A 17983-nucleotide genomic window follows, 5' to 3' on the forward strand; every position below is an offset into this window, starting at 1 on the left:
ACTATAGAGACGACGCCCGCACCCGGGCGAGCTTGTCCGGGTTCAGCACGCCGTACATGCCCCGCACGCGCCCCTCGTGCCAGTCGAGGACGACCAGCTGATGATCGGAGCCGATCTCCATCCAGATCCCCGGATGGCCGTTCACGTCCACGACCGACAGCCCGCCGTACTCGTAGCGGGCCAGCACCCCCTCCAGGAACCGCAGCACCTTGTCGCGGCCCTCGATCGGCCGCAGCGCCGCCCGGACCCGGCCGCCGCCGTCGCTCCACATCACGACGTCCTCGTGCAGCAGATCCGTCAACGGCCCCAGATCGCCGCCCCCGGCCGCCGCGATGAACCGCGCCAGCAGCTCCTCGTGCTCCCGGGACGACGGCCGGAACCGGTCCCGGCCCTCTGCCAGCCGCACCGACGCCCGATGGTGCATCTGCCGGGCGTTCGCCACCGACGCGCCGACGATCTCCGCGATCTCGTCGTACGGCAGCTCGAACGCCTCCCGCAGCACGAACACCGCCCGCTCCGGCGGCGACAGGCGCTCCATCAGATGCAGCGTCGCGTACGCCACCGTGTCCCGCAGCTCCGCCGTGTCCAGCGGCCCCGCCTCAGCCGACGCCACCGGCTCAGGCAGCCACGGCCCCGGATACGCCTCCCGCTTCACCCGGGCCGAGCGGAGCTGGTCCAGCGCCAGCCGCGACACCACCGTGATCAGGAACGCCCGCGGCTCCCGGACCACGTCACGATCCGTGCCCTGCCAGCGCAGCCACGCCTCCTGCACCACGTCCTCGGCGTCCCACATGCTGCCCAGCAGCCGGTAGGCCAGACCGAGCAGGGCGGGACGGTGTTCCTCGAACTCAGCGGTCCCCGTCATGCCGGGCAGGGTACCCGTATCAAGCATGCCCGCTCCTTCCCTCCTCCCGAGAGGACGGTCCCGCATCACCGGATGTGACAGCCGATGGGTAGAAATACCGCGATGAGCATGATGAGCTTGGGAAATGGCGCGAAATCTCATCCTTTCCGGAGGCCTGTACCACGACTTCGACGCCACGTCGGCCGCCCTCGCCGACGCGCTCGCCGAGGTCGGCGTCGAATCCGAGACCACCGAAGACATCGCCGGCGCCCTCAGCGAACCACCCGAAGTCCAGCTCATCACCATCAACGCGCTCCGCTGGCAGATGACCCACGAACGCTTCGCCGACCAGCGCGACCAATGGCGCTTCCACCTCCCCGCCCAAGCCCGCACCACCCTCCTCGACCACCTTGACCGCGGCGGCGCCCTGCTGTGCATGCACACGGCGTCCATCTGCTTCGACGACTGGCAAGGCTGGCCCCGCGTCCTCGGCGGCTGCTGGACCTGGCCCAAGTCCCACCACCCGCCGCTCGGCTGGACCGGCGTCCGCGTCCACGGCGGCCACCCCATCGTCGACGGGCTGCGCGACTTCGACGTCGTCGACGAGGTGTACAGCGACCTCGACGTGCTGCCCGACGTCCGGCCCCTCGCCTCCTCCCACGGCCAGCCGCTCATCTGGGCCCGGCCGGTGCGGCGGGGGAGGGTCTTCTACGACGCGCTCGGGCATGACACGCGCTCGTACGAGAACGAGATCCACCGGACCCTGCTGCAACGGGCGGCGCTCTGGCTCCTGAAACGCCCCACCACGATCACCGACTAACCACCTAAGGGCTTTAACCGGTCACGGAGTCGCGCTCCTACGGTCTCGACCTTCCAAACGGCAAGGCCCTCACGGGCGGGGCGCTGCGCGCCGGGCGGTTTCGGGCGTCCTTCCAGGGCGGCTGGCGCCGCACCGCATGGCCCTCACGGGTGAGGGCGCTGCGCGCCGAGCGGTTCGGACGTCCTTTCGGGGCGGCTAGCGCCGCACCGCATGGCCCTCACGGGCGGGGCGCTGCGCGCCGGGCGGTTCGGACGTCCTTCCAGGGCGGCTGGCGCCGCAGGGCATCGTCCTCACATGGGGGCGCTTCGCGCCGGGCGGCTCGGGCGCCCTTTCGGGGCGGCTGGCGCCGCACCGCATGGCCCTCACGGGCCGGGCGCTGCGCGCCGGGCGGTTCGGACGTCCTTCCAGGGCGGCTGGCGCCGCAGGGCATCGTCCTCACATAGGGGCGCTTCGCGCCGGGCGGTTCACGCGGTCACGGTTGGCGGCCCACACCGGAACGCAAGGCCCTCACCAGCGAGGCGTTGCGCCCCGAAAGGCTTGACGATGCGAGTGGGCTGTGGCCGGTGGGCTTTTCGGTGGCATCGGGGCGTTCCGCTGCGGCGTGAGCCGCCGTGGAAGAACGTCCGAACCGCCCGGCGCGAAGCGCCCGCCCGTGAGGGCCATGCGGCGTCAGCCGCCGGGGATGGGCGGCGCGGCGTCCGCCACCTGGGATCGGCGGCGCGGCGTCAACCGGCTTGGACGGGGGTGGCACGGCGTCAGCCGCCTGGACGGGGTGGCGCGGCGCCAGCCGCTGCGGAGAGCCGGCCCGACGACCGCTGCCTGGGGTAGGGCGGCGCGGCAGGCACCACGGCAGGAGCGCGACAACGCCCACCAACCCCCACGACGACCGGCCCCCGACCCCCAACCCACCCCCGCGTCCCCCTAGGGGTGTCGAAACTGTCACACCCGTCTGAGATCGTGGCCCCGTGGACGAACGTATAGAACTGGTGAACGAGCAGGACGACGTGGTCGGTGTCGCGGATCGCGACGAGGCCACCCGGCGGGGCTGGCTGCACCGCATCGCCACCACCGTGTGCAGGGACGAGCGGGGCCGCATCCTCGTGCACCGCCGCCCCGACGACTCCCCCCGTTTCCCGGGCTACTACGACGTGCTGGTCGGCGGCGGGGTGGACATCGGCGAGTCCTACGAGGAGGCGGCCCGCCGGGAGCTGGCCGAGGAGCTGGGCGTGGGGGCGCCGGTGGAGTTCGTCGTCAAGTTCCTGTGCCGGGGCATCCTGGGCCCGTACTGGATGGGGGTGCACGAGGCGGTGATCACCGGTCCGTTGCGCCCGGACCCGGCCGAGGTGCCCTGGTACGGCTGGATGGGGGAGGCGGAGCTGCGGCTGGCGATGTGCCGCTGGCCGTTCGTGCCCGACGGTCAGGAGGCCTTCGCCCGCTATCTGGCCATGCGTGCCACCTCGATGGCTTCGTGAGAAACGGCGTCAACCAGCGCGACGCGAGGCGGCATCCGGCTGGTCGGCATCGAGGGCGTCGAGGGCGGCGCGGAGCTGGGTGAGCCATTCCACGCCCAGCCGGTGCCCGTCCGGGAGCTGGTCGTCGCGGTCCCAGCGCCACGTGGTGACCATCGCCAGTACGAGGGTCCGGCAGTCGCGCAGCAGACCCGGGTCCATGCCCGGATAGTGCTGGCCCACGTCCTCGGGCGCATGGGCGAGGTCGAACTCCACGGGTCCGCGGCAGCACGTCTCGAGGTCGATGAACAGCAGCCCGTCCTTCGTCGTCAGCACGTTGCCCGGGTGGGGTTCGCCGTGCAGCAGCTGCTGGGCGGCGCCGCCACGCTCGTCCACGGCCCGGCCCAGGGTTCGCAACGTGTCACCGAGCAGGTCCCGGTCCTCGTCGGAGAGCGCCGGGGTGCGGTCATGGCTCGCCAGGAGCCGCAGAGCCTCCTCGACCCGATCGGTGAAGTGCGGCGCGGCGACATCGAGCGTGCGCATCCCGTGGTGCAGCCGTTCGAGCGCCCGGGCGTAGGCGTCCGGCGGTGGCGTGACCGCGTCCGGCGTCACCGGCTCGTAGTACGTCCACAACGTGATCGCGAACCCGTCACGCTCGTGCACGCCCGGCTTCACCCGAGCGTCCAGCGCGGCCACCGGGCTGCCGGTCGCGGCGAGGCGTTGCGCCAGCTCGACCTCGAACGGCGCGACGTGCTCCGCCTCGGGCGCGACCCTGGCCAGCACGTCACACGGGGTCAACCGCAGCGTGAGCTTGTTGGAGTCCTGGAGGACGACCGCGTCGTCGGCCGCCAGGCCGAGCGACGAGGCGACGGACCGGGCCGCGGCCACCGCACGCAGACCCTCTGACGCCCGCATTCGCCACCCGCCCCTCACGCCTCGATAACCGCCACCCGGCAACCGCCACCCGGCAACCGCCACCCGGCAACCGCCACCCGGCAACGGCAACCGGCACCCGGCAACCGGCACACGGCAACCGGCACCCGACCACCGGGCCGCCGCCGCGTCATGGAGACCCGTTGGTCAGTAGCAGGTAGAAGACATCCCCACGGTAGAAGAACGTGGCCGTGTCCGACTCTCCACCATCAAAGTAGGCCAAGCCCGCACAAGCCGCACCTGAGTAATACCCCGTGCCACGCAGGAAGTCCGGCCGCACCTCGCAGAACGACCACCCCGCCACGTCACCCCCGAACAGCGCCTCCGGCAACGGCCCCAGCACCGCCCAGGCCGCCTCGTCGTCCAGGTGCCGCCCGTAGGGACTGAACGCCTCCCGCAACATCCAGCGCAGCCGCCGCCAGAACCCGTCCGCGCCCAGCTCCCGTACGTCCGGCCGCACCGGGCCATCCACCACCAGCGGGCCGTCGCCGTCCTGCAGGTTCCACCACCCCCGAGTCCGGTCGACGGCGAGCATCATCTCCTCGAACAGCGGGTCGCGCAGGAACGCGGACAGGACCTCGGCCCGGTCGCCGCCGGTCACCGGCGCGTCGGCGCGCACCTTGAGCAGGAAGGCGTTGCTGTTCATGACGGTGTCCACCGCGTCGAGGAACGCCCCGACGGCCGGCGCCGCGGGCCCGTCATACAGCTCGTTCAGCAGCGAGAGCACTCGAAGGCCAAGCAGAGGGCGTACGCGGCGGTCAGCGGAGGTTCGCCCGCTGGAGGCGCAGGCTGCCGATCTCGGCGGCGTTCTTCATCAGCTCGACGTTCGCCCACGCCAGCACGTGGCCGAGGGTCAGGCCGCCCTCGGCGAACCAGGTGGTGCGGTCCGTCGCGTCGAGGTCGGCGTCGGAGAGCGCGTCCAGGGCGGCGCGCCAGCGGTCGTGGTGGCCGGTCAACGAGGTCACGGCCGAGCGCACGTCGCCCGGCCACGTGGTGGCCGCCGCCACGGCGGCCCAGTCGGCGGAGGCGCCGTCGCCGAAGCATCCGGCGTACGCGTTCTCCCACCACATGCCCATGTGCCACATCACCCATCCAATCGTCGGCAGCGGGATCGGGTCGAGCTCTTCCAGGGAGAAGTCCGCGGTCCACGTGCCGTCGGGGCGCGGCCGCACGGTCCAGCAGTTCGGCACCGGCTCCCACAGGGCGTCCTCGTCGGTGAGCTGGTCGAGGTGGAGGGTCAGCAGCGACCACGTCAGGTCGAACTGCCAGCGAATGCGATCAAGTTCAGTCATGTGATCACCCTATGGGCATGCCGGGAAGGCCCAGGACCGTCATGGTTTCACCCCTTTCCGGCGTCCGGTTCCGCGCTTCACCGGGCGGCGTCCACGGGGGGATGCTGGCGCTCGCCGGTCAGCTACGGGGACGGGAGACCTCATGACGGTACGGGGAGTGGTGGCGGCGGCGTTGTGCGCGGCCCTGACGACGGCCGCGCTCGCCGTGCCCGCCGGGGCACGCACGGCGGCGGTGGCCTGCGGCGACGTCGTGACCGCCGACGTCACGCTCGACGCCGACCTGAACTGCGCGGGCGGCGGCCTGGTCATCGGGGCCGACGGCGTCGTGGTGGACCTCGCCGGCCACACGATCACCGGCTCCGGCGCCGGCAGGGGGATCGACGTGGCCGGGCATGCGGGCGTGACCGTGCGCGACGGCGCCATCAGCGGATTCACGTACGGGATCCACCAGTTCGCCAAGAACCCGAGCTCGCCGCTCACCGTCGAGGCGGTGCGGTTCGCCGCGGCGCCGGTGCGGGTGTTCGCCGGGGTGCTGACGATCGGCGGCACGCCCGCCACCTGCCGGCTCGACGGGCTCGACAGGCAGCTCGGCCCGGTCACGGTCGATCGGTGCTCGGTGACGGGCGGGGTCGTGCTGCGCGACGCCAACAGCTCCGCCATCCGCGACAGCCGGCTCACCACCGGCTGGCTGAACGTCGTCCAGTCCGACCGCGGCGTCTACACGGGCAACACGTTCGACGCCTTCCCCGTCAGCACGGGCGTGGAGAGCCGCCGCAACCGGTTCGCCGGGAACGTGTTCAGGAACGCCGCCGTCGCCCTGGGGGCCGGCGAGGTCTACCAGCCGGAGGCGGCCGGGGTGGTCGAGCGCAACCTGTTCACCGGCAACGACATCGGCCTGCGGGCCACGGGCTTCCGCAACGTGGTCGTCCGGGACAACGTGTTCAGCGGCAACCACACGGCGGGCATGCTGCTGATGAACCAGGTTCCCGCAGCCAGCCCCGAAGGCGCGATCCGGAACGTGTTCTGGCGCAACGGGCACCGGCCGAGCGGCGTGACCGACCCGGGCGGCAACCCGGTGCGCGGCGGCATCCACGTGTGGACCGACGGCGCCGAGGCCACCCGGATCATGCTCGCGCGCAATGTCGGCGCCGGGAACGCCGGGCCGATGATCTGGGCCCCGGCCGGGCAGGTCGTCGACGGCGGCGGCAACCAGGGCCCCTGCGCCCCGGCCCAGAACCCCGGCCTGACCTGCTTCTGAGGCCGGGGCTAGGAGGCCGCCGCGTGGTCGTGGGAGGCGCGCCCGTTCAGCAGGTGCTCACGCCCCCACGCGCCGAGGGGCGCGAGCGCCGCGTTGAGCGAGACGCCGAGCGGGGTGAGGGCGTAGGTGACGCGCCGCACCGCCCCCTCGACCGCCTCCTCCCGGAAGACGATCCCGTCGGACTCCAGCTCGCGCAGGTGCGAGGTGAGCACCTTCTCGGTGACACCGGGAATCCCGCGCCGCAACTCGCCGAACCGGCACGGCCCGTCGTTCAGCGCCCACAGGATGAGCACCTTCCACTTCCCGCCGACCACGTCGATCGCCGCGTCGATCCCGCACACGTACGTATCCCGCCTGGTCATGAACCCACCATAAGGTAACCACCCACAATAAAGTGCGTTCTTGATCTTGATCAGGGGCGGGCGCGAGCCTGGACGGCATGAACACGTCCAAGACTCCCATCACCCTGCTCGGCCTCGGCGACATGGGCGCCGCGCTGGGCCGGTCCTGGCTCGCCGCCGGCCACCCGCTGACCGTCTGGAACCGTACCCCGGAGAAGGCCGGACCACTGGTCGAGGCGGGCGCCCGCGCGGCGGGCAGCGCCGCCGAGGCGGTGGCCGCGGCCACCGGTCCCGTGATCCTGTGCCTGCTGGACGACGACTCCGTCGGCGCGACGCTGGACGGCGCCGACCTGGCCGGCAAGGACCTGATCAACCTGACCACCGGCACCCCCGAGCAGGGCAGGCGGCGCGCCCGCTGGGCGGAGGAACGCGGCGCCCGCTTCCTGGACGGCGGCATCATGGCCGTACCGCCGATGATCGGCGTCCCGGAGAGCGGCGGCTACATCCTCTACAGCGGCGACCAGGCTCTGTTCGAGCGGCACCGGGAGGCGCTGGAGGTCCCGGCGGGGGTGAACTACGTCGGCTCGGACGCCGGCCACGCGGCGCTGTACGACGTCGCGCTGCTCAGCGCCATGACCGCGATGTTCGCCGGCACCACCCACGCCTTCGCCCTGGTCGACGGCGAGAAGGAGGTGGACCTGTCGCGGTTCGCCACGCTGCTCGCCGGCTGGCTCGGCGCGATGTCCGGAGCCGCCCACGGCATGGCCGCCCAGCTGGAGAGCGGCGACTACACGCTCGGCGTGCACTCCAACCTGGCCATGATGTCAGCGGGCAACACCACGTTCCTGGACACCTCGCGGGAGCAGGGCGTCGACCCCGGGCTGCTGACGCCGTTCATGGACCTGATGGCCCGGCGGGTCGCGCAGGGCCACGGCGACGAGGGCCTGGCCGGGATCGTCGGGCTGCTCAGAGAGGGCGCCGGGCGAGCGTGAGCAGGTGACCGCTCACCCCGAGCAGCGACGGCTCGGACTCCATGACCCGCTGGGCGTCGAGCAGCAGCGCCCGCCGCCCCGGGTCGTCGAGCCAGTCGTCGAGGTCCCCGTACAGCCAGAACGCCCCCTCCAGCCCGTACCTGCCGACCTCGGGGAACCCGGCGTCGGCGAACTCGCCCGGCACGTCGTCCGGATCGTGGAAGTAGGCGGTGAAGCCGCGCCCCGGCGAGAGCATGACGCCGCCGGTCGCGGCGGCGAGCGCGGCCTGCCGCTCCGGCGCGCGCACGTAGTGGCCGAGCTGGATGGTGCCGTGCACGGCCGCGTAGCGGTTGATGGTCGCGGCCGCCACCAGCCCGCCCGGCCGCACGGCGCGCCGGGCCTCCGCCAGCGCCCGCACCCGGTCGGCGCGCTCGGGCAGGTGGTAGAGCGGGCCCAGCAGCAGGACCGCGTCGGCGCTCGCGTCGGGCACCGGCAGGCGGCGCGCGTCGCCCAGCCGGGCGCGCACCCCGGGCAGCCGCGCGGCCCGCTCGACGTGCAGCGGGATCGGGTCCAGCAGCTCGACCTCGTAGCCGTCGGCGCTCAGCCATTCGGCGTGCGCCCCGGTGCCGCCGCCCACGTCCAGCACCCGGGCCGGGGCCGGGGGCAGCGTCCGGCGCAACACGTCCTGCGTGCGCCACAGCTCCAGCCGGTTGCGCCCTTCGCGCAGCCGTTCGTGCTCCAGGTCCTGGGCGTAGTAAGCGACGAGCTCGGGTGTCAGCGCCATACTCGATCTTGCCGAGCGGCGGGGGCCACCGGCAACCGGAATTTTCAGGAACTGCCGGACAGGCGGCGGGCCGAGGTCGACTCGTGGGCCAGGCGGCGCAGCGCGTCGAACGCCCGCCCGTACAGGACCGTCCCCAGCACCAGCGCCTCCACGGCGGCGTCACGCGGGCCGTCGTACGGGATCGTGTCGATCTCGACCTCCTCGACCAGCCTGCCGGCCGCCGCCGCGTACGGGGCCAGCTCGGGCGTGTGGCCGAGCTGGCGCATCCGCATCACCGTGTGCGCCAGCTCGTGCCGGGCCGGCGCCTCCGGCTCCACCTTCCAGCCCAGGCCGGCCAGGAACGCGTCGACCTCGGCCAGCGCGGCGTCCCACTCGGGCGTCGCCTCCGGCTCGACGCGCGGGCTGAGCGCGTAATGGGCGGTGCCGAGCATCGTGTGGACCGGCAGCGACTCGTCCTCGACCGCCTCCACGACCTTCTTGATGGCCGACACCGGCAGCCTGCCCACCTCCAGCAGCGCCCGGATCAGGCGCAGCCTGCGCAGGTGCGTGGCGTCGTACTCGGCCCGGGTGGCGGACGTCTGCTCGCCCGGGTGGAGCAGGCCCTCGCGCAGGTAGTACTTGATCGTGGCGATGGGCACGCCGGACTCGGCGCTCAGTTCGGACATGCGCATCACTGGATAATATTGCTATCCAGATCTGGCCAGGTGTCGCGCCGCGCTCACCACGTCCTGCACGTCCGCCTGGCGGTTCCACAGCAGCACCACCTCGATGGGCGGCACCTCCTCCTCGATCGGCACGAACGCCAGCCGCTCCGGCACCGGAACCCCCTCGCGCACGCACAGCGCGTAACCCGCGCCCTCGCCCACCATGGCGACGACCGTGTCGTGCGTGGCCGCCGACGGCCCCAGCCGGGGATGCAGGCGATGGCGCACGAACGCCTCCAGGAACCGGCGCGCCCCCGCGACCGCCTCCGACTCCGGCATCACCAGCGGCTCGCCCGCCAGCGCCGCCAGCGGCAGCCGCACGTACGCGGCCAGCTCGTGGTCGCGCGGCAGCAGGGCGCGCACGGGGGAGCGGTGGACGAGCACGCGCGCCACCCCGCGCGGCAGCGACCCCGGCGCGTAGCCGAGGCCCGCCTGGAGCGTGCCGTCCATGAGCGAGACGAGCTGCTCGGCGGTGCCCATCGGCGCCATGCGCAGCCGCGCCTGCTGGAGCTGCGCGAGCAGGCGGGCGGCGACGTCGCCCAGCCCGTCGGCCACGCCCAGCCTGGCGGTCCGCCCCTTGCCCCGGGCCGCCGTGGCTGCCCTCCCCAGCGCGTCCACCGCGACCGTCGCCTGGGCCAGGAACACCTCGCCCGCCTCGGTGAGCTGCACCCCGGACGGCGAACGGCTGAACAACTCGACGCCGAGCTCCCTCTCCAGCGCCCTGAGCTGTTCCGACAGGGTCGGCTGGGCGACGCGCAGAAGAGCCGCGGCTCGGCGCAGGCTGCCGGCACGGGCGATGGTGATCGCGTACCGGATATGGCGTAGGTCCATCCCTCACCTCGACTCTGTCTTACAGAAATTGACATGCGTCGTGAAGGGCCCCGGTGAATTGCCCGTGCTTCTACGGACATGTAGGGATGTCCGATAGGCCGCGGACAGAGCAGATCGGCCGGCTACAGCGGCCGCCCAGGGTCGTCCAGCCACACCCGTTGCCCGTCGGCCGTGACCGTCATCCCGAACCGTTCACGACCCGGCTCACCCCAGCTCACCCACCGGAAGTAGGCGTCGGTCACCTCGTCCCACAGCGGCCGGTCGCCCACCTGGAAGACCTCGTACTCCTCGGCGTCCGGCCGCCAGTCCACGACCGCCCACGACCCCGGCTCCTCCGGGTCCGACAGCCACATCCGATACAGATCCCCGTCCTCGTCGGGTTCGGCGCTGCCGTGACAGGCCACGCCGGTCAGCGCCGCGACGGCCAGATCCGCCCCCGCCGGGGCGTGCGCGATCGTCCGGGGATCGACGCGGGTGGTCAGATGGCGCCTGTCCTCGGGCCCGCGCGGCGGCCGGACCGGGCGGGGCCGCTGGGAGCGCATCATCATGTACGAGGCGAACCCCGGGAACCGGCCGTACGCGGTGCCGTCCCGGGTGGTGACCAGCCGGAGGCCGTGGCTGGTGCCGAACCCCGGGCTGTAGGGCAGCACGATCACCGCCCCCGGACGGGCCTGGCGGACCCAGGCGTACGGGATCGTCCGGACGCCGCACGTGACGTGCACCCGGTCGAACGGCGCGCGCTCCGCGCACCCGTCCGCCCCGTCTCCCACGACCAGATGGGGGCGGAGCTCCGCCTCCGCCAGCCTCCAGGCCGCCTGGCCCGCCACCACGGGGTCGATCTCGATCGAGGTCACGTTCGCCGCGCCCACCAGGTGGCAGAGCAGGGCGGCCGTCCAGCCGGTGCCGGTGCCCACCTCCAGGACCCGTTGCCCGCGCTCGGCGCCGAGCCACCGCAGCAACTCGACCACGGTGCTGGGCGCCGAGGCGGACGAGGTGTAGTCGCCGTCCAGATCCTCGACGGCGCTCCTGCCGTCGTCCAACTGGGTCACGATGCTGGTGTCGGTGTAGACGGCCGCCATCCAGTCAGCCGGATCGGCGTCCCGGTCGATGAGGCGAACCGTGTCGTCGGGCGCATGAGCCAGCCCGACGGGCGGGACGAACCGGTGCCGATGCACCGCGCGCAGCGCCGAGGCGATCGGGCCGTCCACCGGGCCGATCTCCGCGATCAGCGCTTCAACCCCGGGGACTATTTCCGCCCCATTCAACTTTCCTCCCCGCGTTTCACTGACGCGCATTTGTCGCAATGGGGACTGTAACCATAAAACGGATAGTAATCTTACAGATACTCTGAGTAATTCATAGAGTGGGCGTCACCAGACCCGGTCCCTCTTTATCGGGAGGTCAGCCCCTCATGCACACCCTCATCCGTGCAGCCGCGCTCACCGCCACAGCCGCCGCCCTGGCCATCGGCGGCACCGTCACGGCCCCCGCCTCTACGGCCGCCGCCGTCGCCCAGCTCCACCCGATGCCGTCCGGCATCTCCTACCTGCCCGCCCGGGTCAACCTGCAGCCGACCGCCTCCGGCACCTGGGTCGACACCCGGCTCGCGGTCACCCTGCCCGAAGCCGGCACCTACTCGCTCGACCTGAACGTCCGCACCAGGCTCTCGGGGGTTCCCCCGGTCAACACGTACATCGTCGGCCGCCTCCGCAACGCCACGGCCAACACCGTCCTGCCGCGCAGCGCGCGGATACTCAACCAGATCGCCGACCACACCCGCGCCGGGAACGGCGCCGGTCACATCGGCCAGAACACCACCAGCCCGATCAGCGAGCGCATCACCGTCGACGAGCCGACCAGAATCGTGCTGGAGGTGCGCCGCATCAACAGCCTCGGCCATTCGACCGCCGCCGACGTCTGGAACGACGGCAACGGCCTGACGTCGTTCCGCTTCACCAAGACCGCCTGACGCCCGACGAATCCGACAGGTCCCGTACGCCCTCCCGTACGGGACCTGTCGGCGTCATTTCTTGGTGCCGCTGCCACCGGCGTGCTTTCCGTCGACCCCTTTTCTGGCGTCCGGCTGAGGCTTGTCTGGGGTGAACGGTTTGTCCTTCTTCGGATCCCGCTCATGCTTGCCCACGGCGCCTCCAGTGCGCTCGTTCCAATGCTGGCTGTGACCTTACGATCACGCCCTGAAGGCGGCAACCGATCCACCGGAAAAGGGAAACTCGAATTTCCCGACCCCATTTTCCGGGAAACACAATTGCCACAATGGCGACTTCTATGCACTCCTGGGAGCAGGAAACGTCCTCCGAGCGTTGGAGCGCCTCGGGCCTGACGGTCGGCTTTCCGTCGAGCTGGGCGGGCTGGGCTGACTGTGGGGGACGAAGCGGGCATGGCGTTTCTCGGCATCGGCCGGGTCGAGGAGGGGCAGGGTCGCCAGCCAGGCTGCCGCGCCGGCCGGGTCTCCCGCCGTGTGGACGGTTCCCAGCAGGTCCCGTACGGAGTCCCGGACCGGGCCCGGTGAGGTGAGGACGCTGCCGGCGAGGACGAGGGGCGAGCGCGGATCGTGTACGCGCAGGGCCGTGGCGGCCAGCAGGTGGGCGGCTTCCGTGGCGATGGCCACGGCCTCCGGGTCGCCGGCGGCTGCGGCTTCGGAGACCAGGGGCGCCAGTTCGGCGAGGGCCAGCGGTGGCCGGGAGTGCACGGCGGCGACCAGGCGGTCCGCCAGGGCGGGGCGCAGGGCCAAACCCAGGGCGGGACCCGGGGCCGGATCGTGGGGTGGGGCGGCGGGGAGGAGGCGGCGGGTGACCAGATCAGCCAGGGGTGACGGCCGGCCTTCCGTGAGCGCGCGGAGGGCGGCGCGGGCGGCGGTGCGGCCGAGCCAGAAGCCGGAGCCGTCGTCACCCAGGAGCCAGCCGTAGCCGTCCGAGGTGGCGACCACGGCGCGGCCGGTAATTTTTGCCGCGATCGCCCCAGTCCCCGAGATGAGGACGGTGCCAGATGGGGACGGGGTGCCGGCGCAGAAGGCGGTGACGACGTCGCCGACGTTCCGGACGAGGCGCGGGCGGAGGGCGTGGGGGAGGCCGGTCTCCGGGGAGGCGGCGAAGAGCCGCCGGGTCAGGGCGCCGGCGAGGGCGGGGTTGCCGGCCAGGCCGAGGGCGACCGACTCCACCAGGGCGGAGTCCGCTCCCGCGAGCGCGGAGGCGATGGCGGACGACACGTTGGCACAGGCGTGGTCGAGGCCGAGGGTGCCGGGGTTGCCGCCGTCGGCGGTGCCGCGTCCCACTTCCTCGCCGTCCACGGTGAAGGCTGCCGCGCGGGTGGAGGTGCCGCCGGCGTCGACGCCCAGAACCAGCCTCATGTCAAGAATTATCGCCACAAGCCTTGACCAAGCCAAGAGTTGAGCATAATTATCACCACATGGAACTACTCGGCCGCATCAGGACCGAACGGCATGAGATGCCGGAAGCCCTGCGGAAGGTCGCCGACGCGATCCTCGCTGATCCGGGCGAGGCGGCGCGGCTGACGATCGTGGACCTGGCGGAGCGCAGCGGCACCTCGACCGCGACCATCACCCGGTTCTGCCGGGCGCTGGGCTTCGGCGGCTACGCCGAGTTGCGCGTGGCCGTGGCCACCGAGACCGGGCGGGTCAAGCAGCAGACCTGGCAGACCGACATCGGCCAGGAGATCCTGCCCGGTGACAGCCTGGAGAAGGTGCTGGGCGTGGTGTCGGGCAACGACATCCGGCTGATCCAGGAGACCGGCGACCAGCTCGACCTGGCCGTGGTGGAGAAGGTGGCGCAGGCGGTGGCGGGGGCCGGGCGGGTGCTGCTGTTCGGGGTGTCGAGCAGCGCGGCGGTCGCCAGCGAGATGGAGTACCGGCTGCAGCGGATGCGGGTGCCCACCTGGAGCAGGTCCGACGCGCACAGCGCGCTCACGGACGCGGCGCTGCTCGGGCAGGGTGACGTGGCGATCGGCATCTCGCACAGCGGCCGGACGCGCGAGGTCATCGAGGTGCTGGCGGAGGCCGGGAGCCACGGCGCGATCACGGTCGCGGTGACGTCGCATCCCCGTTCGCCGCTGGCCGAGGTGGCAGAGCTGGTGCTGACGACCGCGAGCCGGGAGACGACGTTCCGGGCCGACGGGTTCGCGGCGATCCATTCGCAGTTGCTGGTGCTGGACGTGGTGTACGTGTCGGTGGCGCAGCGGACGTACGAGCGGACGCGGGAGGCGTTCGACGTGACGGTGCGGGCCGTGGAAGGGCATCGCCTGCCGGAAGACGGACTCCCCGAGGGAGATTTATGACGATAAATCCGCAACAATTCGCCGACCACATCGCCGAGCTCGTCCGGACGATCCCTGACGACCCGGCCATCGAGAAGGCCGCCGAGCTGTTCACCAGGGCGCTGACCAGAGGCGGGGTCATCCAGGCGTTCGGCTCGGGCCACTCCGAGGCGGTCGCCATGGAGATCGCCGGTCGCGCCGGCGGCCTGGTGCCGACCAACCGCCTCGCCCTCCGCGACATCGTCCTGTACGGGGACGCCCCCCGTGAGGCGCTGGACCGCTACGACCTCGAACGCGACCCGGCCGTGGCCCGCGCCATCCTGGAGGCGGCCCCGGTCCACGACGACGACCTGTTCGTGATCATCTCGAACTCCGGCGTGAACGGCGTCGTGGTCGAGCTCGCCACCCTCGTCAAGCAGCGCGGTCACGACCTGATCGCCATCACCTCGCACGCGCACAGCGACGCGGTCGCCTCCCGCCACCCCTCGGGCCGCAAGCTCGCCGACCTGGCCGATGTCGTGCTCGACAACCGGGCCCCGTACGGCGACGCCGTGCTGCCCCTGCCCGACGGAGGCGCCACCGGTGCCGTCTCCACCATCACCTCCGCGCTGATCGCCCAGCTCGTCGTCGCCAGGACGGTGCGCGACCTGCTGGCGGCCGGCCAGGTGCCGCCGGTCTACCTGTCGGCCAACGTGCCGGAGGGCGACGCGCACAACCTCAGGCTCGAAGCGCTGTACGCGGGCCGCATCCGCCGCGGCGCCTGACCGCCGAGCACGAAACCCAGCCGCACGGAACCCAGGAGCACGACAGCTCTTTTCGGCATGCCATTCGGGGGCCCGCTGAACCAAGGAGAACCCCACCCATGTCCCGAAAAATCGGAAAGATCCTGCTGGCCTTGACCCTCCCCGCCGCCCTCGCCGTGGCCGTCGCCGCCCCGGCCGACGCCGACCAGGCGGTACGCCTCCAGTACCGGACCAGCTCGACCGGCGCCACGACCGCCCAGGCCGAACCCTGGTTCCAGGTCTTCAACGACGGCACGACCTCGATCCCGCTCAACCAGATCAAGATCCGCTACTACCTCAAGGGCGCCGAGTCGTACCGCTTCGCCTGCTCCTGGGCGGTGGTGTCGTGCTCGACGGTCACCGGGCACTTCGTCCCGCAGGCGGACGGCAGGCAGTACCTGGAGGTGGGCTTCACCTCCGGCACGCTGGCCCCCGGGACGAGCACCCGCGACCTGCAGCTCCGCTTCTACCGGGCCGACTGGCAGAGCTTCACGCAGAGCGACGACCCGTCCTTCGGCCCGCACACCTCCTACACGAACTGGGACAAGGCGACCGTGTACGTGAACGGGCAGCTCGCCTGGGGCAACCCCAGCGGCAGCGAGCCGGACCCGGACCCGACCGATCCGCCGGGGCCTGGCGGTGAGCTGTTCGACGACTTCACCTACACGAACGCCTCGGACCCGCGCCTGCAACAGCGCGGCTGGACCGTGCGCTCCAGCCAGGGCGGACCCGGCGTGCCCGGGGCGACCTGGTCGGCGTCGGCGGTCTCGTTCCCCGGCGGCCTGCTGACGCTGGACTCCTCGACGGACGGCACCGCCTCGGGCACCGTCCAGACCGAGCTGTCCACCGCGAACCGCAAGTTCCACGAGGGCACGTACGCGGCCCGGGTGCGCTTCAGCGACGCGCCGGTGAGCGGCCCGGACGGCGAGCACGTCGTGCAGACGTTCTTCACGATCACCCCGCTCCGCTTCAACCTGGACCCGGACTACGGAGAGCTGGACTTCGAGTATCTGCCGAACGGCGGCTGGGGCGAGCCGGCGAACATCCTGTACGCGACGAGCTGGGAGACCTACCAGGGCGACCCGTGGCAGGCCGTCAACACGCACACCGAGGAGCGCACGAGCTTCGCGGGCTGGCACGACCTGGTGATCCAGGTGTCCGGCGGCCACATCAAGTACTACGTCGACGGCCGCCTGTTCGCCGACCACAGCGGCATCCACTACCCCGAGACGCCCATGTGGATCATGTTCAACCAGTGGTTCATCGACCTCCAGGCGGCGACCGGGACGCGCACGTACCGGCAGCAGGTCGACTGGGTCTACCACGCCAAGAACGAGGTCCTCTCGCCCGCGCAGATCCAGAGCAGGGTGGGCGCCTTCCGCACCGCCGGCACCGCCTTCCAGGACACCGTTCCGAACCCGTGACGAGGAAAGCCATGAAGAACCGCATCCTGGCCCTGGCCGCCGTGTTCGCGCTGGGCGCGTGCGGCGGCGGCGGTGGGCAGCAGGAGCCCACCGGCCCCGCCAGGCTGACCGTCTGGATCATGGACGGCAGCGTCACGCAGGACCTGCTCAAGACGTTCGAGACCCGCTACGAGGCCGAGCACCCGGACGTGGACCTGGCCCTGCAGATCCAGCCCTGGGACGGCATCGGCGAGCGCGTCACCGCCGCGCTGGCCAGCACCGACGCGCCCGACGTGATCGAGGTGGGCAACACCCAGGTCGCCCAGTACGCGGCCAGCGGCGGCGTCACCGACCTGACCGCCAGGATCGCCGACCTCCAGGGCGAGGACTGGCTCCCGGGCCTGGCCCAGCCGGGGAACATCGACGGCAAGCAGTACGGAATCCCCTGGTACGCCGCGAACCGGGTGGTCGTCTACAACAAGGACCTGTTCGCCGAGGCGGACATCGACGAGCCCCCGAAAACGAGGGACGAATGGCTAAATATCACCAAAAAGCTGAACAAAGGCGGTAACCAGGGCATCTACCTGACCGGCCAGACCTGGTACGCCCTGGCCGGGTTCGTCTGGGACGAGGGCGGCGACCTGGCGATCCAGGAGGGCGGCGCCTGGAAGGGCGTGCTCGACACCCCGCAGGCCCTGGCCGGCATGGAGTTCTACCAGCGGCTCCAGGCCCTCGGCAAGGGCCCGAAGGACGCCGACGAGGCCAACCCGCCCCAGCACGAGGTGTTCGCCCAGGGCAAGGTGGCGCAGATCATCGCCGCCCCGGGCATCGCAGCGCGCGTCCTGGAGGTCGAACCCGGCTTCAAGGACAAGCTCGGCTTCTTCCCCATCCCCGGCAAGACGCCCGACAAGCCCGGCGCGGTCTTCACCGGCGGCTCCGACCTGATCGTCCCGGTCGCCTCCCGGCACCAGGAGCAGGCGTACGAGGTCGTCAAGGCGCTGACCGGCGAGCGGTTCCAGACGGAGCTGGCCAAGGAGATGGCCTTCGTGCCCAACCGCACGTCGCTGGCCGGCGTGCTGGCCGGTGACGAGGCGACGGCCGCGATGGCCGCCGGGGCCGCGCAGGGCCGCGCGACGCCCAACACCCCCAACTGGGCGGCCGTCGAGGCCACCTCGGTCATCAAGCAGTACATGACCGCGGTGCTCACCGGCGGCGACCCGCGGGCGGAGGCCCGCAAGGTTTCCGAGTCCATCACCACGACGCTCAACAGCGGGTCCTGAGC

19 protein-coding genes are annotated in these 17983 nt (G+C 72.0%); 9 read left to right on the top strand and 10 right to left on the bottom strand.

The annotated features are described in order from the left end of the window. Position 1: 1 nt before the first annotated feature. Positions 2-865, bottom strand: a complete 864-nt coding sequence (locus KME80_RS31675) for an RNA polymerase sigma-70 factor (protein ID WP_219510153.1) — start codon at positions 863-865, stop codon at positions 2-4. Between the two features lie 124 nt (positions 866-989). Here KME80_RS31675 and KME80_RS31680 point away from each other — a divergent pair, with 124 nt between their 5' ends. Both KME80_RS31680 and KME80_RS31685 read left to right on the top strand, forming a co-directional pair. Beyond that, positions 990-1664, top strand: a complete 675-nt coding sequence (locus KME80_RS31680) for a ThuA domain-containing protein (RefSeq protein WP_219510154.1) — start codon at positions 990-992, stop codon at positions 1662-1664. Between the two features lie 965 nt (positions 1665-2629). Next, on the top strand, positions 2630-3136 hold the full coding sequence (locus KME80_RS31685) for an NUDIX hydrolase (RefSeq protein ID WP_219510155.1): 507 nt from the start codon (positions 2630-2632) through the stop codon (positions 3134-3136). 9 nt (positions 3137-3145) lie between these two features. Here KME80_RS31685 and KME80_RS31690 read toward each other — a convergent pair whose 3' ends face one another. The 3 genes from KME80_RS31690 to KME80_RS31700 all read right to left on the bottom strand — a co-directional run bounded on the left by KME80_RS31690 (position 3146) and on the right by KME80_RS31700 (position 5337). Continuing rightward, a complete protein-coding gene (locus tag KME80_RS31690; RefSeq protein ID WP_219510156.1) occupies positions 3146-4027 on the bottom strand; it encodes a phosphotransferase in 882 nt (293 codons plus the stop codon). A gap of 148 nt (positions 4028-4175) precedes the next feature. Beyond that, a complete protein-coding gene (locus KME80_RS31695) occupies positions 4176-4772 on the bottom strand; it encodes a hypothetical protein (protein ID WP_219510157.1) in 597 nt (198 codons plus the stop codon). Positions 4773-4803: 31 nt separating this feature from the next. Further along, positions 4804-5337, bottom strand: a complete 534-nt coding sequence (locus KME80_RS31700; RefSeq protein ID WP_219510158.1) for a DinB family protein — start codon at positions 5335-5337, stop codon at positions 4804-4806. Between the two features lie 142 nt (positions 5338-5479). Here KME80_RS31700 and KME80_RS31705 point away from each other — a divergent pair, with 142 nt between their 5' ends. Beyond that, on the top strand, positions 5480-6595 hold the full coding sequence (locus tag KME80_RS31705; RefSeq protein WP_219510159.1) for a right-handed parallel beta-helix repeat-containing protein: 1116 nt from the start codon (positions 5480-5482) through the stop codon (positions 6593-6595). Between the two features lie 8 nt (positions 6596-6603). Here KME80_RS31705 and KME80_RS31710 read toward each other — a convergent pair whose 3' ends face one another. After that, entirely contained in the window at positions 6604-6957 is a 354-nt protein-coding gene (locus tag KME80_RS31710) for a winged helix-turn-helix transcriptional regulator (protein ID WP_219510160.1), read from the bottom strand. A gap of 68 nt (positions 6958-7025) precedes the next feature. On the opposite strand from KME80_RS31710, the gene KME80_RS31715 reads away from it, so the two are divergent. Beyond that, a complete protein-coding gene (locus tag KME80_RS31715) occupies positions 7026-7928 on the top strand; it encodes an NAD(P)-dependent oxidoreductase (protein WP_443681635.1) in 903 nt (300 codons plus the stop codon). On the opposite strand, the gene KME80_RS31720 is transcribed toward KME80_RS31715, so the two are convergent. The 4 genes from KME80_RS31720 to KME80_RS31735 form a co-directional block, all read right to left on the bottom strand. Continuing rightward, positions 7903-8691: a class I SAM-dependent methyltransferase gene (locus tag KME80_RS31720; RefSeq protein WP_219510162.1), complete on the bottom strand. Its 789-nt coding sequence runs from the start codon at positions 8689-8691 to the stop codon at positions 7903-7905. The genes KME80_RS31715 and KME80_RS31720 overlap by 26 nt on opposite strands. 44 nt (positions 8692-8735) lie before the next feature. After that, positions 8736-9356 (bottom strand): MerR family transcriptional regulator, encoded by a 621-nt coding sequence (locus tag KME80_RS31725; RefSeq protein WP_246646090.1) that lies wholly within the window; start codon positions 9354-9356, stop codon positions 8736-8738. Between the two features lie 21 nt (positions 9357-9377). Beyond that, positions 9378-10226, bottom strand: a complete 849-nt coding sequence (locus KME80_RS31730) for a LysR family transcriptional regulator (RefSeq protein WP_219510164.1) — start codon at positions 10224-10226, stop codon at positions 9378-9380. A gap of 122 nt (positions 10227-10348) precedes the next feature. Then, positions 10349-11491, bottom strand: a complete 1143-nt coding sequence (locus KME80_RS31735; protein WP_219510166.1) for a methyltransferase domain-containing protein — start codon at positions 11489-11491, stop codon at positions 10349-10351. A gap of 146 nt (positions 11492-11637) precedes the next feature. On the opposite strand from KME80_RS31735, the gene KME80_RS31740 reads away from it, so the two are divergent. Further along, the gene (locus tag KME80_RS31740; protein ID WP_219510168.1) at positions 11638-12195 is read left to right on the top strand and encodes a hypothetical protein; all 558 of its coding nucleotides are present in this window, start codon (positions 11638-11640) and stop codon (positions 12193-12195) included. Positions 12196-12510: 315 nt separating this feature from the next. On the opposite strand, the gene KME80_RS31745 is transcribed toward KME80_RS31740, so the two are convergent. Next, positions 12511-13593: an N-acetylglucosamine kinase gene (locus KME80_RS31745; RefSeq protein ID WP_219510170.1), complete on the bottom strand. Its 1083-nt coding sequence runs from the start codon at positions 13591-13593 to the stop codon at positions 12511-12513. A gap of 59 nt (positions 13594-13652) precedes the next feature. On the opposite strand from KME80_RS31745, the gene KME80_RS31750 reads away from it, so the two are divergent. From KME80_RS31750 to KME80_RS31765, 4 genes are all read left to right on the top strand, one after another. Beyond that, entirely contained in the window at positions 13653-14537 is an 885-nt protein-coding gene (locus tag KME80_RS31750) for a MurR/RpiR family transcriptional regulator (protein ID WP_219510172.1), read from the top strand. Then, positions 14534-15280: a sugar isomerase domain-containing protein gene (locus tag KME80_RS31755; RefSeq protein WP_219510174.1), complete on the top strand. Its 747-nt coding sequence runs from the start codon at positions 14534-14536 to the stop codon at positions 15278-15280. The genes KME80_RS31750 and KME80_RS31755 overlap by 4 nt, the downstream gene beginning before the upstream one ends. A 98-nt stretch (positions 15281-15378) precedes the next feature. After that, entirely contained in the window at positions 15379-16722 is a 1344-nt protein-coding gene (locus KME80_RS31760; RefSeq protein WP_219510175.1) for a cellulose binding domain-containing protein, read from the top strand. 11 nt (positions 16723-16733) lie between these two features. After that, a complete protein-coding gene (locus KME80_RS31765; protein WP_219510176.1) occupies positions 16734-17981 on the top strand; it encodes an extracellular solute-binding protein in 1248 nt (415 codons plus the stop codon). Positions 17982-17983: the final 2 nt, after the last annotated feature.

The organism is Nonomuraea ceibae (assembly GCF_019396325.1).
GTDB classification, from domain to species: domain Bacteria; phylum Actinomycetota; class Actinomycetes; order Streptosporangiales; family Streptosporangiaceae; genus Nonomuraea; species Nonomuraea ceibae.